This is a genomic window from Mycobacterium sp. AMU20-3851, from assembly GCF_043974665.1.
In the GTDB taxonomy this organism is placed as follows: domain Bacteria; phylum Actinomycetota; class Actinomycetes; order Mycobacteriales; family Mycobacteriaceae; genus Mycobacterium.
On sequence record NZ_CP146371.1, the window covers coordinates 2313799 to 2328385 of the forward strand.

General features: G+C 69.2%; 15 protein-coding genes. 12 read left to right on the plus strand and 3 right to left on the minus strand.

Features of this window, described 5'->3' with window-relative positions:
* The first annotated feature begins 2 nt into the window (after positions 1-2).
* From V4U86_RS11080 to recN, 3 genes are read left to right on the plus strand one after another with little or no spacing between them, the layout of a single operon-like run.
* Complete coding sequence (locus V4U86_RS11080) at positions 3-809, plus strand: TlyA family RNA methyltransferase (RefSeq protein ID WP_395311265.1); 807 nt, start codon at positions 3-5, stop codon at positions 807-809.
* On the plus strand, positions 806-1744 hold the full coding sequence (locus tag V4U86_RS11085; RefSeq protein ID WP_395311266.1) for an NAD kinase: 939 nt from the start codon (positions 806-808) through the stop codon (positions 1742-1744). The genes V4U86_RS11080 and V4U86_RS11085 overlap by 4 nt, the downstream gene beginning before the upstream one ends.
* Positions 1744-3498 (plus strand): DNA repair protein RecN, encoded by a 1755-nt coding sequence (gene recN, locus V4U86_RS11090; RefSeq protein ID WP_395312006.1) that lies wholly within the window; start codon positions 1744-1746, stop codon positions 3496-3498. Before V4U86_RS11085 ends, recN begins: the two co-directional genes overlap by 1 nt.
* Before the next feature lie 2 nt (positions 3499-3500).
* Here the strand turns inward: recN and V4U86_RS11095 are convergent, their stop codons facing one another.
* Positions 3501-4388, minus strand: coding sequence for a pyridoxamine 5'-phosphate oxidase family protein (locus V4U86_RS11095; RefSeq protein ID WP_395311267.1), 888 nt, complete (start codon positions 4386-4388; stop codon positions 3501-3503).
* Positions 4389-4396: 8 nt separating this feature from the next.
* Positions 4397-4855 carry a VOC family protein gene (locus tag V4U86_RS11100; RefSeq protein WP_395311268.1) on the minus strand — a complete coding sequence of 153 codons (459 nt, stop codon included), beginning with the start codon at positions 4853-4855 and terminating at the stop codon, positions 4397-4399.
* 111 nt (positions 4856-4966) lie between these two features.
* Between V4U86_RS11100 and V4U86_RS11105 the strand changes: the two genes are divergently transcribed.
* The 6 genes from V4U86_RS11105 to xerD all read left to right on the plus strand — a co-directional run bounded on the left by V4U86_RS11105 (position 4967) and on the right by xerD (position 11229).
* Complete coding sequence (locus V4U86_RS11105) at positions 4967-5488, plus strand: CGNR zinc finger domain-containing protein (protein ID WP_395311269.1); 522 nt, start codon at positions 4967-4969, stop codon at positions 5486-5488.
* Between the two features lie 146 nt (positions 5489-5634).
* Complete coding sequence (gene steA / locus V4U86_RS11110) at positions 5635-6819, plus strand: putative cytokinetic ring protein SteA (protein ID WP_395311270.1); 1185 nt, start codon at positions 5635-5637, stop codon at positions 6817-6819.
* Positions 6820-6823: 4 nt separating this feature from the next.
* Positions 6824-7753 carry a copper transporter gene (locus tag V4U86_RS11115; protein ID WP_395311271.1) on the plus strand — a complete coding sequence of 310 codons (930 nt, stop codon included), beginning with the start codon at positions 6824-6826 and terminating at the stop codon, positions 7751-7753.
* Between the two features lie 146 nt (positions 7754-7899).
* Positions 7900-9672 carry a CTP synthase gene (locus V4U86_RS11120; RefSeq protein WP_395311272.1) on the plus strand — a complete coding sequence of 591 codons (1773 nt, stop codon included), beginning with the start codon at positions 7900-7902 and terminating at the stop codon, positions 9670-9672.
* Positions 9665-10279, plus strand: coding sequence for an NUDIX domain-containing protein (locus tag V4U86_RS11125; protein ID WP_395311273.1), 615 nt, complete (start codon positions 9665-9667; stop codon positions 10277-10279). Before V4U86_RS11120 ends, V4U86_RS11125 begins: the two co-directional genes overlap by 8 nt.
* 14 nt (positions 10280-10293) lie before the next feature.
* Entirely contained in the window at positions 10294-11229 is a 936-nt protein-coding gene (xerD, locus tag V4U86_RS11130) for a site-specific tyrosine recombinase XerD (protein ID WP_395312007.1), read from the plus strand.
* Between the two features lie 15 nt (positions 11230-11244).
* Here xerD and V4U86_RS11135 read toward each other — a convergent pair whose 3' ends face one another.
* Complete coding sequence (locus tag V4U86_RS11135) at positions 11245-11988, minus strand: O-methyltransferase (RefSeq protein ID WP_395311274.1); 744 nt, start codon at positions 11986-11988, stop codon at positions 11245-11247.
* Positions 11989-12104: 116 nt separating this feature from the next.
* On the opposite strand from V4U86_RS11135, the gene V4U86_RS11140 reads away from it, so the two are divergent.
* From V4U86_RS11140 to scpB, 3 genes are read left to right on the plus strand one after another with little or no spacing between them, the layout of a single operon-like run.
* A complete protein-coding gene (locus V4U86_RS11140) occupies positions 12105-12998 on the plus strand; it encodes a ParA family protein (protein WP_395311275.1) in 894 nt (297 codons plus the stop codon).
* Positions 12995-13819 (plus strand): segregation/condensation protein A, encoded by an 825-nt coding sequence (locus V4U86_RS11145; RefSeq protein ID WP_395311276.1) that lies wholly within the window; start codon positions 12995-12997, stop codon positions 13817-13819. Before V4U86_RS11140 ends, V4U86_RS11145 begins: the two co-directional genes overlap by 4 nt.
* Positions 13816-14586: an SMC-Scp complex subunit ScpB gene (scpB, locus tag V4U86_RS11150; RefSeq protein WP_395311277.1), complete on the plus strand. Its 771-nt coding sequence runs from the start codon at positions 13816-13818 to the stop codon at positions 14584-14586. Before V4U86_RS11145 ends, scpB begins: the two co-directional genes overlap by 4 nt.
* Position 14587 lies beyond the last annotated feature (1 nt).

The window sequence follows — 14587 nt, forward strand, 5'->3', positions numbered from 1 at the left end:
GCATGGCGCGACGGGCACGGGTGGATGCCGAGCTGGTGCGACGCGGGCTGGCCCGGTCACGCCAACAGGCCGCCGAACTGATCAATGCCGGGCGGGTGCGCATCGACGGCATGCCGGCCGCCAAACCGGCTACCGCGGTATCGGTGGACGCCAAACTGACGGTCGCCGCGGACGAACGCACCTGGGTGTCGCGCGGCGCGCACAAACTCATCGGTGCCCTCGACGCGTTCGGGGTGCCCGTCGAGGGTCGGCGCTGCCTCGACGCCGGCGCCTCGACCGGCGGCTTCACCGAGGTCCTGCTCGACCGGGGCGCCGCCGAGGTCGTCGCAGCCGACGTCGGCTACGGGCAGCTGGCCTGGTCGCTGCGTTCCGACGAGCGGGTGCACGTGCTGGAACGTACCAATGTGCGCACTTTGACACCGGAAGCCATCGGCGGCCCGGTCGACCTGGTGGTCGCCGATCTCTCGTTCATCTCGTTGGCCACCGTGTTGCCGGCGCTGACTGCCTGCGCGTCACCGGGTGCCGATATCGTGCCGATGGTGAAGCCGCAATTCGAGGTCGGGAAGGACCGGGTCGGTCCGGGTGGGGTGGTGTCGGATCCGGCCCTGCGTGCCGAGGCGGTCCTCGCCGTCGCGCACCGGGCCGCCGAATTGCGCTGGCACACCGTCGGCGTCACGGCCAGCCCGCTGCCGGGACCGTCCGGCAACGTCGAATTCTTCCTGCGCTTCCGTGCCGAAACCGAGACGCCGCTGACCGGCGCAGAACTCGAACACGCCGTTTTTCGTGCCATCGACGAAGGGCCGCAATGACTTCCGAAGAATCCAGCGCGGAACGTTCCATCCTGTTGGTGGTGCACACCGGCCGTGAGGAGGCCACCGAAACCGCCCGGCGGGTCGAAAAGGTGCTCGGCGGGCACGGCATCGCCCTGCGGGTGCTGACCGCCGAAGCCGTCGACCGTGGCTCGCTGCACCTCGCCCCGGACGAGATCCGGGCGCTGGGCGTGCAACTCGACGTCGTCGACGCCGACGAACAGGCCGCCGAAGGCTGTGAGCTGGTGCTCGCACTCGGTGGTGACGGTACGTTCCTGCGTGCCGCCGAGCTGGCCCGCAACGTCGAGATCCCGGTGCTGGGCATCAATCTCGGGCGCATCGGCTTCCTGGCCGAGGCCGAAGCCGAAGCCCTCGACGATGTGCTCGAGCACGTCATCGCCCGCGACTATGTCGTCGAGGAACGGATGACGCTGGACATCGCGGTGCGCGAGGGCGGCAAGATCAGCGACCGCGGCTGGGCGCTCAACGAGGCGAGTCTGGAGAAGGGCCCCCGCCTCGGTGTGCTCGGCGTCGTTCTGGAGGTCGACGGGCGCCCGGTGTCCTCGTTCGGCTGCGACGGGGTGCTGGTCTCGACACCCACCGGGTCCACCGCGTACGCGTTCTCCGCGGGCGGACCGATCCTGTGGCCGGACCTCGAGGCGATCCTGGTGGTACCCAACAACGCTCACGCGTTGTTCGCCCGGCCCATGGTGACCAGCCCTAACGCCGCCATCGCCATCGAGATCGAGGCATCCGGCAACGACGCTGTCGCGTTCTGCGACGGCCGCCGCAAGATGGTGGTACCGGCCGGTGCCCGCCTGGAGGTCACCCGCTGCGGTACCCCGCTGAAGTGGGTGCGCCTCGACAGTGCGCCGTTCACCGACCGGCTGGTGCGCAAGTTCCGGCTGCCCGTCACGGGATGGCGTGGTCAGTAGTGCTTTCCGAGATCCGAATCGAGTCCCTGGGCGCGATCAGTTCGGCGACGGCCGAGTTCGACCGCGGGCTGACCGTGCTGACCGGGGAGACCGGTGCCGGCAAGACGATGGTGGTAACCGGGCTGCACCTGCTGGGCGGCGCCCGCGCCGACGCCAGCCGGGTGCGCACCGGTGCGGATCGCGCCGTGGTGGAGGGGCGTTTCACCACGGCCGAGCTGGGCGGCGATGTCACCGTACGCATCGACGAGATCCTGGATTCCTCCGGTGCCGACCGCGACGACGACGACAGCGTCATCGCGGCTCGCTCGGTCAGCCGCGACGGGCCGTCGCGGGCCTACCTCGGTGGCCGCAGTGTGCCGGCGAAATCGTTGAGCGGATTCACCAACGAGCTGTTGGCGTTGCACGGGCAGAACGATCAGCTGCGGCTGATGCGCCCGGACGAGCAGCGCGCTGCGCTCGACCGGTTCGCCGATGTCGCGGCCCCGCTGCGCAAGTACCGCGCACTGCGGGAGGACTGGCTGGCCGCGCGCCGGGACCTGGTGGACCGCACCGAGCGGGCCCGCGAACTTGCCCTCGAAGCGGACCGGCTGACCTTCGGACTCAACGAGATCGACGCCGTCGACCCGGCCCCGGGCGAGGACGACGCACTGGTCGCCGACATCCGCAGGCTCTCCGAACTCGATGCGCTGCGGGAATCCGCGGCCGGGGCGCGCGCCGCGCTGGCGGGCCCGCCCGACGATGACGGCACCGACGCCTTCTCGGCCGCCGCCAATGTCGCCTCGGCGAAGGCCGCTTTGGAGGGCACCGACGACGGTGCCCTGCAGGCGCTGGGGGAGCGGCTGGCCGAAGCGGTCGCCGTGATCGCCGACGTGTCGGGCGAACTCGGCGATTTCCTGTCCGAACTTCCCAGTGACGCAAGCACATTGGAAAGCAAACTGGCCCGCCAGAGCGAACTGCGCGGCCTGACCCGCAAGTACGGCGCCGATATCGACGCGGTGCTGGCCTGGGCGAAGGACGCCCGCAGCCGGCTGTCCCAGCTCGACGTCTCCGAGGAGGCGCTGGCTGGGCTGCAACAGAAGGTCGACGAATTGCACACCGCGTTGGTCTCCGCGGCAGCCGACCTCACCAAGGCCCGCGCCAAGTCGGCCAAGGGACTGGCCAAGGCCGTCACCGCCGAGCTGGCCGGCCTGGCGATGTCCGGTGCTGACTTCGGGATCTCGGTGGCCCCGCTGCCGGCCCGCACCGACGACTCGGCGCCGATCGTGCTGGCCGACGGCACCAAGGCGCATGCCGGTCACGACGGGGTCGACGCCGTGGAGTTCGGCTTTGCCGCACACCGCGGCACCGACCTGCTGCCGCTGGCCAAGAGCGCCTCCGGCGGTGAGTTGTCCCGGGTGATGCTGGCTCTGGAAGTGGTGCTGTCCGCTTCCGCGGAGGGCACCACCATGGTGTTCGACGAGGTCGACGCCGGGGTCGGCGGGCGTGCCGCGGTACAGATCGGGCGCCGGTTGGCCCGGCTGGCGCGCACCCACCAGGTCATCGTGGTCACGCACCTGCCGCAGGTCGCCGCCTACGCGGACACCCACCTGGTGGTGGAGAGTGGACCCAAGTCCAGCCGGGTGGTCCGGCTGCAGGATGAGGACCGGGTGGCCGAGCTGGCCCGGATGCTCGCCGGACTCGGCGATACCGACAGCGGCCGGGCACATGCCCGGGAGCTGTGGGAGTCCGCTCAGCGCGACCGCGCCCAGGCCTGAGTTCAGGCCGGGTTGGCCGGCGACAGTTCCGCGGTGCTCCAGCGCAGCGGGCTGGCGCCCGTCAGCTCGACCGTCTTCTCGATGCTGAACTCGACCCAGCACTGCGCGCTCGGTCCGCGCTCCCAGCTGATCGCGGCGGTCCCGGTGAGCTGCAGCGATGCCCCGGTGCGCCAATCCGGGATCAGCAGCCCGGCGTGCGGGTTGGCGGCGATGTTGCCCAGCGTCATGAACATCGAGTTGCCCCGGTAGTCGGGCCAGTGCAGCCGGGTCGGCGAAAGTACCTGCAGGAAGCCCGGATTGCCGCCGCGGTGTGAAGCGTCGGCGTTGCCGTCGGCATCGGCCGACCCGATGAAGAACGTGTCGGCCGCCGCGATGATCTGTTGGGTCCGTGCGTCGAGGGACGTCGCGTGCCGCTGAACGCGTTCGCCTGCTGGTGTCGTAACGCGCTCGACGTGCCTGCGCGAGATGTACTTCGGGCAGTTCGAATAGACCTGATCCGGCCGGATCAGCAGGCCGGACCCGGTCGGTGTGGCGAGGCCGTTGACCCGCATCCGGCGCCGCGTCGCGGGGTCGATGGCGATCATGCCGACCCGCTGCGGTGCCCCGGTCAGTACTTCGCGCAGCGGATCGCCGGTCACCGGCAACGCGTCCACGGCGATCTCTTCACCCCCGGGCACGACGTGCACGAAGCCGGGCGAGCCGGTGACCAGACCGGCCCACACGCGGTTGGCCTCGTCGGCGGCGGCCAGCACGACCATCGGTTGTTCGGTCAGGAAAACGGCTGCGGCGTCGGGGATCTCACTACGCACCATCCGGCTCAGGCGTGCGGCGATGTCGCTCTGGCCCAGCCGGCCCTGTACCGCGAGTTCGCCGGGGTGATACACCGTCATGGCGCTGCTCAGAAGAATCCGCAGGTGGGGGATTCCCCGTCGGGCGCGTGCTCGGCCTCGGCGCCGGTGGGGGCGAAGACTTCGAGGCGGATCCCGTCCGGGTCGGTGAAGAAGATGCCGCCCGACGGCGTGCCCTCCCCGTGTGCCACGACACCGTCGTGGGCGAAGGTCGCGCCCAGGTCCTTGAGCGCCGCTTCCACGGTGCGGACCTGTTCGATGCTCTCGACCTGGAAGGACAGGTGGTGCAGGCCGGGTGTCCCGGTGGAGAACTCGCCGGAGCTCTGCTGCCAGAGGGTCAGGCGCAGGTCGCCGTCGACACCGAGGAAGGCGAAGCGGCGGTCGCCCTCGCTGCTGATGGCCAGCTGCTCGAAACCCAGTGCCCGACGGTAGAAGTCCACCGACCGGGTCAGGTCGGTGACGTTCAGGCCGACGTGGCCGGGAGTGATCTGCGGGGTGGTCGTGCTCATCGTGCGCCTCCATATAACCGGTGTATTGACAATTGAAGGTTAGAAACGAGACGCGACGCTGTCAACTGCCTATCGTGGTTTTGATGGTTACGGGATGGGGTGATGCGAGTCATGCGTGATCCGCGACCGCATGTCGGCGAACCGCTCGCGTTGGACTTGCTGAACACCAGGTGGATGTCGCCCGAGGGTCCGCGGGATCTGCTCGTCGATGTCGACGGGCTGCGGCGCTGGCTCAAGACCAACGGTCTGGACCGGCGCTGCGAAGCCGACGAGCAGACCCGGCTGGCGTTGGTGCGCGCCCGCGAGGCCGTGCTGCGGGTGGTCGCCGATGGCGACCCCCAAGAGCTGAACGCGGTGCTCGAGCAGGGGCGGGTGCGGCGCTCACTCGGCCCGGCCGGTCCGCACGACGAGGTCGAGGTGGCGCGTCCGGAATGGTTGCCCGGCTGGCTGGCGGCCGAGGATCTGCTGCGGTTGGTCGCCGAGGCGCCCGGCCGGATCAAGCAGTGCGCGCACGAGCACTGCGTGCTCTGGTTCTACGACACCTCCAAGAACGGCGCCCGACGCTGGCATTCGATGGCCACCTGCGGGAACCGTGCGAAGGCGGCACGCCACTACGCGTCCAAGCGTGATTGAGGACGGCGTCCAAGCGCGACTTGAGTGGGCGACGACGCGGGATCGAGACCATTCATCTGTTGCAGATGTGACAGAAAGAAACTTGTGAGGCTGATGTTACGGCGCGCCTCCACCTCACCTTGAGGGTTGGCGGCCAGAATCGCCACATGAAGATGTCAGCGTTGCTATCGCGTAATGCCAGCTCAAAGCCGGGCGTAGTCGGTACCGCCCGCGTTGACCGCGACATCGACCGATTGCTTCGGCGCATCGGTCCCGGCGACATCGTCGTCCTCGACGCCCAGGACCTGGACCGGATCACCGCGGATGCGTTGGTGGAAGCCGAGGTCGCCGGTGTGGTGAACGCCTCGCCGTCGATCTCCGGCCGGTACCCCAACCTCGGGCCCGAGGTGCTGGTGGCCAACGGCATCGTCCTCATCGACGAGGCCGGCCCGGAGATCTTCAAGAAGATCAAGGACGGCGCCCGCGTCCGGCTGAACAACGGCGGCGTCTACTCCGGCGACCGGCGTATCGCCGTGGGCACCGAGCGGACCGATCTGGAGATCCACGAGCTCATGGTCGAGGCCAAGAGCGGGTTGGTCGCACACCTGGAGGCGTTCGCCGGCAACACCATCGAGTTCATCCGCAGCGAGAGCCCGCTACTGATCGACGGCATGGGCATCCCCGACATCGATGTGGACATGGATCGCCGGCACGTGGTCGTGGTCGCCGAAGGGCCGGGAGCCGCCGAGGACCTCAAGGCGCTCAAGCCGTTCATCAAGGAGTACCAGCCGGTCCTGGTCGGCGTCGGCGCCGGCGCGGACCTGCTGCGCAAGTCGGGCTACCGCCCGGCGCTGATCGTGGGGGACCCGAGCACCATCAGCACCGACGCGCTGCGCTGCGGCGCCCAGGTGGTACTGCCCGCCGACGCCGACGGGCACGCCCCCGGCCTGGAGCGGATCCAGGATCTGGGCGTGGGTGCGATGACCTTCCCGGCCGCCGGGTCGGCCGCCGACCTCGCGCTGCTGCTGTGCCACCACCACGGGGCGTCGCTGATCGTCACCGCCGGGCACAGCGCCACCATCGAGGAGTTCTTCGACCGGTCACGTCAGCAGAGCAATCCGTCGACCTTCCTGACCCGGCTCAAGGTCGGGGAGAAGCTGGTCGACGCGAAGGCTGTCGCCACGCTGTACCGCAGCCGGGTCTCCGCGGGAGCGATCGCGATGCTGGTACTGGCGATGCTGGTCGCGGTGATCGTCGCGCTGTGGGTGACCCGCGCGGACACCGCGGTTCTGGAATGGGTGGTCGAGTACTGGAACCGCTTCCTGCTGTGGGCGCAGGGTCTGGTGTCCTAGCACCGTGATCTCACTGCGCACGCACGCCATCTCGCTGGCGGCGGTCTTCCTGGCACTGGCCATCGGCGTGGTGCTGGGCTCCGGCCTGTTCTCCGACACCGTGCTGTCCGGCCTGCGCAGCGACAAGGCGGACCTGCGCAGCCAGATCGACACGCTCAACGACGACAAGAACGAGCTCAACGAAAAACTGGGTGCGGCGGGCGAGTTCGACGCAGCCATGGCGCCCCGCATCCTGCGCGACACTCTGCGGGACAAGGCGGTGGTGCTGTTCCGGACCCCGGATGCCACCGATGACGACGTGGACGCGGTGGCCCGGCTGGTCGGACAGTCCGGTGCCGCGGTCAGCGGCACCATCGCGCTGACACCGCAGTTCGTCGACGCCAATTCTGCGGAAAAGCTGCTCTCGGTGGTGAATTCGCCGATCATCCCGGCGGGGCGGCAGTTGAGCACCACCTCGGTGGACCAGGGGTCCCAGGCGGGCGACCTGGTCGGCATCTCGGTGTTGCGGGGCAAGGAACGCGCGGTTCCCGACGAGCAACGCGAGACCGTGCTGGCCACCCTGCGCGATACCGGATTCATCACCTACGGCACCGAGAAGGTCGGAGCTGCGGACACCGCGGTGGTCGTCACCGGCGGCACGCTCGGAGACGACGCCGGAAACCGCGGCGCCACCGTCGCACGCTTCGCGGCGGGCCTGGCCCCGCACGGCGGCACGGTGCTCGCCGGTCGGGACGGCTCGGCGTCGGGCACCGCGGCGGTCGCGGTGATCCGGTCCGACGCGGCGCTGTCCGGTGCGGTCAGCACCGTTGACAACGTCGACGTGGAGTCCGGGCGCATCACCACGGTGCTGGCGTTGGGCGAGTTGCTGCGCGGCGGGCAACCCGGCCGGTTCGGTACCGGGCAGGGTGCGACGTCGGTCACCGTGCCGCAGTAGCACCACCGAGAACACCCCTCGTCTCCGGCGCGCCAGGCGCGGCTTGACCTCGCTGGTGTTAAGGTGAACTTCCGTGGGTCGGCAGGCCCTGAGTAGGTCGAAAATCGTTTGATTACCTACTCGCCCCATCGCCACGGAGGTTGTTCTTGCCCGCACTACGCAAGCACCCGCAGACCGCGACCAAGCATCTCTTCGTCAGCGGTGGTGTTGCTTCTTCGCTCGGTAAAGGCCTGACGGCCAGTAGCCTCGGGCAGCTGCTCACCGCGCGCGGGTTGCAGGTGACGATGCAGAAGCTCGACCCGTACCTCAATGTCGATCCGGGCACCATGAACCCGTTCCAGCACGGCGAGGTGTTCGTCACCGAGGACGGCGCGGAGACCGACCTCGACGTCGGCCACTACGAACGCTTCCTGGACCGCGACCTGTCCGGGTCGGCGAACGTGACCACCGGCCAGGTGTACTCCACGGTGATCGCCAAGGAGCGCCGCGGCGAGTACCTCGGCGACACCGTCCAGGTCATCCCGCACATCACCGACGAGATCAAGCGCCGCATCCTGGCCATGGCCGAGCCCGACGCGGCCGGCAACCGGCCTGACGTGGTGATCACCGAGATCGGCGGCACCGTCGGCGATATCGAATCGCTGCCGTTCCTGGAGGCCGCCCGCCAGGTCCGCCACGAAGTCGGCCGGGACAACTGCTTCTTCCTGCATGTCTCGCTGGTGCCCTACTTGGCGCCGTCCGGTGAGCTCAAGACCAAGCCCACCCAGCACTCGGTGGCCGCACTGCGCAGCATCGGCATCAGCCCCGATGCGCTGATCCTGCGCTGCGACCGCGACGTGCCCGAAGGGCTGAAGAACAAGATCGCGCTGATGTGCGACGTGGACATCGACGGCGTCATCTCGACTCCGGACGCCCCCTCGATCTACGACATCCCCAAGGTGCTGCACCGCGAGGAACTCGACGCCTATGTGGTGCGCCGGTTGAACCTGCCGTTCCGCGACGTGGACTGGACCCAGTGGAACGACCTGCTCCAGCGGGTCCACGAGCCGCGGGAAACCGTCCGAATCGCGTTGGTGGGCAAGTACATCGACCTGTCCGATGCGTACCTGTCGGTGGCCGAGGCGCTGCGTGCCGGCGGTTTCGCGCACCACTCCAAGGTCGAGCTCCGCTGGATCGCCTCCGATGACTGTGAGACCGACGCCGGCGCGGCCGCCGCGCTCGACGAGGTGCACGCCGTGCTGATCCCCGGCGGCTTCGGCATCCGCGGTATCGAAGGCAAGCTCGGCGCCATCCGGTACGCCCGCAAGCGCAAGGTGCCGCTGCTGGGGCTGTGCCTGGGCCTGCAGTGCATCGTCATCGAGGCGGCGCGCTCGGTCGGCCTCACCGAGGCCAGCTCCGCCGAATTCGACCCGGACACCCCGGATCCGGTGGTCGCGACCATGGCCGATCAGCTGGACGCCGTCGCCGGAGAGGCCGACCTCGGTGGCACCATGCGCCTGGGCGCCTACCCCGCGGCGCTGGAGCCGGGATCCATTGTGGCCCAAGCCTACGGCGCCACCGAGGTATCCGAACGGCACCGGCACCGCTACGAGGTCAACAACGCCTACCGGGACCGGATCGCGGAGAGCGGACTGAAATTCTCCGGCACCTCACCGGACGGGCACCTCGTCGAGTTCGTCGAGTACGGCGCGGACGTGCACCCGTTCCTGGTCGGCACCCAGGCTCACCCGGAACTCAAGAGCCGGCCGACCCGGCCGCATCCGCTGTTCGCCGCCTTCGTCGGTGCCGCACTGGACTACAAGGCCGGCGAGCGACTTCCGCTGGAGGACGTTGCGCGCCCCAACGGCGCCGAACACACCGGCATCGAACAAACCGAGGACGCCGGGCAGCCCGCACCTGAGCCTGCCCACCGTGGCTGACCACGACTTCGGTACCGAGTCCAGCGAGACCATCTACGCCGGAAAGATTCTCGCGTTGCGCGTCGACGACGTGCACATGCCGGGTGACACGGTGGCGCGCCGCGAGGTGGTCGAGCATTTCGGGGCGGTCGCCGTCGTGGCACTCGACGAGAACGACCGGGTTGCCATGGTCTACCAGTACCGGCACCCGGTCGCCCGGCGGCTGTGGGAGTTGCCCGCCGGACTGCTCGACGTCGGTGGGGAGGACCCGGCCCGGACCGCGGCGCGGGAACTGCACGAGGAGGCCGGACTGGCCGCCGAGAACTGGTCGGTGCTGGTCGACCTGGTGACCTCACCGGGCTTCGCCGACGAGAGCGTGCGGGTGTTCCTGGCCACCGGCCTGTCGCAGATCGACCGCCCCGAGGCCGAACACGAGGAAGCCGACCTGAAGCTGGACTGGGTGCCCTTGGCCGAAGCCGTCCGGCGGGTGCTCTCCGGCGAGATCGTCAATTCCATTGCGGTGGCCGGGATTCTGGCGGCCCATGCGGCCACCGACCGGTCCGTGCTGCGGCCTGCGGACAGCCCCTGGACCGATAAGCCCCACGCGTTCGCGGCGCGGCAGGGCTAACCGTGACGACCGCGATGCGTGTGCTGGACGAACAGATACAGGGCTATCTGGACCACCTCACCATCGAGCGCGGCGTCGCGGCCAACACCCTGAGTTCCTACCGGCGAGACCTGCGCCGCTACGCCGACCACCTGACCGGTCGCGGCATCGCCGATCTGCGTGCGGTCGCCGAGACCGACGTCAGTGACTTCCTGGTGGCGCTGCGCAAGGGCGACCCGGACAACGGGGTGACCGCGCTCTCGGCGGTGTCGGCGGCGCGCACCCTCGTCGCCGTACGGGGACTGCACCGGTTCCTCACCGCCGAGGGGGTCGTCGAGACCGATGTGTCGCGGGCGGTCAAACCGCCGACCCCGACCCGACGGCTACCCAAGAGCCTCACCCTCGACGAGGTGGTGTCGCTGCTGGAGGCCGCCGGCGGGGACCGGGAATCCGACGGGCCGCTGACCCTGCGGAACCGGGCGCTGCTGGAGGTCCTGTATTCCACCGGCGCGCGAATCTCCGAGGCGGTCGGCCTCGACGTCGACGACGTGGACACCGAATCGCGGTCGGTGTTGCTGCGCGGCAAGGGCGGCAAGCAGCGCCTGGTGCCGATCGGCCGGCCCGCGGTCGGCGCGCTGGAGAACTATCTGGTGCGGGGCCGGCCAGGACTGGCCGCCCGCGGTAAGGGCACTCCGGCGATCTTCCTCAACGCCCGCGGCGGCCGGTTGTCCCGGCAGAGCGCCTGGCAGGTGCTGCAGGATGCCGCCGAGTCCGCGGGTATCGCCTCGGCGGTGTCCCCGCACACCATGCGGCACTCGTTCGCGACGCATCTGCTCGAGGGCGGCGCGGACGTACGCGTCGTGCAGGAACTGCTGGGCCACGCCTCGGTGACCACCACCCAGATCTACACCCTGGTGACGGTCAGTGCGCTGCGCGAGGTATGGGCCGGCGCGCACCCGCGGGCACGCTAGCGCGGTAGGCGACCGTCAGGCGCCCAGATAGTCGGACTCCAGGACCAGGTCGGGCAGCAACGTCTGATATTCGGCGTGCGTCTTGTGTTCGATGGTCCGCCACAGCGTGCCCTGGTGTTCGCTCATGTACGCGCGGTATCGCGGCGCCCCGGGGATGCCGACATTGTCGGCGACGACCACCGCACCGCGGCGCAGCCACCCGCGGTCCAGGATGGCGAGCAGATCGCTGAGGTAGGCGTTCTTGTCGTGGTCGAGAAACAGCAGGTCCACCTGCCCGGGGGTGAACCCGAGCGTATCCAGCGTGGTACCGCCGTCGCCGATGGTGCCGACCACGCAGGTGACCCGGTCGGCGACCCCGGCATGGGCCCAGATCCGGCGGGCCACCTCGGCGTTGGCCGAGGACAACTCCACCGAGAACACCCGGGCCTGCGGTGCGGCCCGCGCGATGCGCAGCGCGCCGTACCCGCAGTAGGTGCCCAGTTCCAGTGCGGTCGAGGGGGCCGCACGGCGCACGGCCGCATCCAGCAGCAGCCCTTTCTCGTCACCGACATTGATCAGGTACGCGTGCCCGTAGGCGAAGCGGTCGATGGTGGCGATCACGTCATCGATGTCGCCGGGGCGGGCTCGGGTCTCCACGAAGTCGGCGGCGGCGGCCTCGCGGCCGTCACCGATCTGGCCGGTCGTGGTGATCTTGCGGACGCCCCAGGCCAGTCGCAGGAACGACCAGCGCAGGAACGGCAGCCGTCTGGTCAGGCTCATACCTGCGACATTAGCCAGCGGGTCTGCGTTCGCGGAGCGCTCTGCACAGTTAGACTCGCTGCGATGTTCGCCATGGATGAGGGCCCCGACCTGCGGCGGTCGCGCGTGAGCGTCTCATGAGCGACGACGCCCTGCAGCTGGGCATGGTGACCCCCGAAGCGACCCCCGAGGTCGAACTGGGTCTCACCGGCCGACCCCTGCGCGATATCCCCGAACCCCGCCCGCGCAGCGTGCACGGTCCCGCGAAGGTCATCGCGATGTGCAACCAGAAGGGCGGTGTCGGGAAGACCACCTCGACCATCAACCTGGGTGCCAGCCTGGCCGAGTACGGCCGCCGGGTGCTGCTGGTCGACCTGGACCCGCAGGGTGCGCTGTCCGCCGGGCTGGGGGTGCCGCACTACGAACTCGAGCACACGGTGCACAACCTGCTGATCGAACCGCGGGTGTCCATCGACCAGGTGCTCATCAAGACCCGGGTGCCCGGGCTGGACCTGGTGCCCAGCAATATCGACCTGTCGGCTGCGGAAATCCAACTGGTCAACGAGGTGGGCCGCGAGCAGTCGCTGGCCCGCGCGCTGTACCCGGTGCTGGACCGCTACGACTACGTGCTGATCGACTGCCAGCCCTCGCTGGGGTTGCTCACCGTGAACGGGTTGGCCTGCGCCGACGGAGTGATCATCCCGACCGAGTGTGAGTACTTCTCGCTGCGCGGGCTGGCGCTGCTCACCGACACCGTCGACAAGGTCCGCGACCGGCTGAACCCGAAGCTCGATATCAGCGGCATCCTGGTGACCCGCTACGACCCGCGCACCGTCAACGCCCGCGAGGTGATGGCGCGGGTGGTGGAGCGGTTCGGCGAGCTGGTGTTCGACACCGTCATCACCCGCACCGTGCGATTCCCGGAAACCAGCGTGGCCGGCGAGCCGATCACCAGCTGGGCGCCGAAATCCACTGGCGCCCTGGCATATCGGTCGCTGGCCCGTGAGGTCATCGACCGGTTCGGCGCGTGACACAGGAAGCAGCTAGCGAGGCGCCCGAGGCAGCTCAGGGCTTCCAGGTCCGGCTGAGCAATTTCGAGGGTCCATTCGACCTGCTGCTGCAGCTGATCTTCGCGCACCGCATGGATGTCACCGAGGTCGCGCTGCATCAGGTCACCGACGAGTTCATCGCCTACACCAAGGAGATCGGGCGCACCCTCGAACTCGACGAGACCACCGCCTTCCTGGTGATTGCCGCCACACTGCTCGACCTCAAAGCCGCCCGGCTGTTGCCGTCCGGGGAGGTGCACGACGAGGACGATCTGGCTCTGCTGGAGGTGCGCGACCTGCTGTTCGCGCGGCTGCTGCAGTACCGCGCCTTCAAGCACGTGGCCGAGATGTTCGCCGAACTCGAGGCCGCCGCGCTGCGCAGCTATCCGCGGGCGGTGTCGCTGGAGCCGCAGTTCGAGGAGCTGTTACCCGAGGTCATGCTGGGTGTGGACGCCGACCGGTTCGCCCAGATCGCCGCCGCGGCGTTCACTCCGCGTCCGGTGCCCACGGTGCGCCTGGACCATTTGCACATCCAGCCGGTCTCGGTACCCGAGCAGGCCAAGCGGCTGATGGCCCTGCTGGAGGTGCGCGGGATCGGGGAGTGGGCCTCGTTCTCGGAGCTGGTGGCCGACTGTTCGGGGTCGATGGAGATCGTCGGGCGGTTCCTGGCGCTATTGGAGCTCTACCGGGCCAGGGCGGTAGCATTCGAGCAGATAGAACCGCTTGGTGTGCTCCAGGTTTCGTGGACCGGGGATCGGCCAACCAACGAACACCTCGCAGCCGCAGTGGAAGAAGACTCATGACCGACGATGTGACCGATACCGAACCGGGAGTACACCCGACACCGGATTCGGCCGTCGAGTCGACTCCCGAGGACGGTGCGGCCCTCGACGACACGCTTGAGGACGCCGTCGAGGACGAACTCGACAACCCCGAACTCGACGATGCCGAGTTCCGCTCGGTGCTGGAGTCCCTGCTGCTGGTGGTGGACACCCCGGTTACGGTGGACGCGCTGGCCTCGGCCTCCGACAGTGCGCCCGAGCGGGTGGCGGCCGCCCTGACGGAGATGGCGGCCGAACTGACCGAGCAGGGCAGCGGGATGGACCTGCGCGAGGCCGGCGGCGGATGGCGGCTCTACACCCGCGCGCGCAACGCGCCGTATGTGGAGCGACTGCTGCTCGACGGTGCGCGCTCGAAGCTGACCCGCGCAGCCCTGGAGACGCTGGCCGTGGTGGCCTACCGTCAGCCCGTCACCCGGGCCCGGGTGAGCGCGGTGCGCGGCGTCAACGTCGACGCAGTCATGCGGACCCTGCTGGCACGCGGACTGATCACCGAGGCCGGTACCGACTCCGATAGTGGCGCCGTCACTTTCGCCACCACCGAGCTGTTCCTGGAACGGCTCGGGTTGTCGTCGTTGGCAGACCTGCCCGACATCGCGCCGCTGCTGCCCGATGTCGACGTCATCGATGACCTGAGTGAAAACCTCAGCGACGAACCGCGATTCGCCAAACTCGCCGGTACGCCCGCTGTGCCCGACAAGCCGTCGGGTTTCGATGTGGACAAGGACTGAC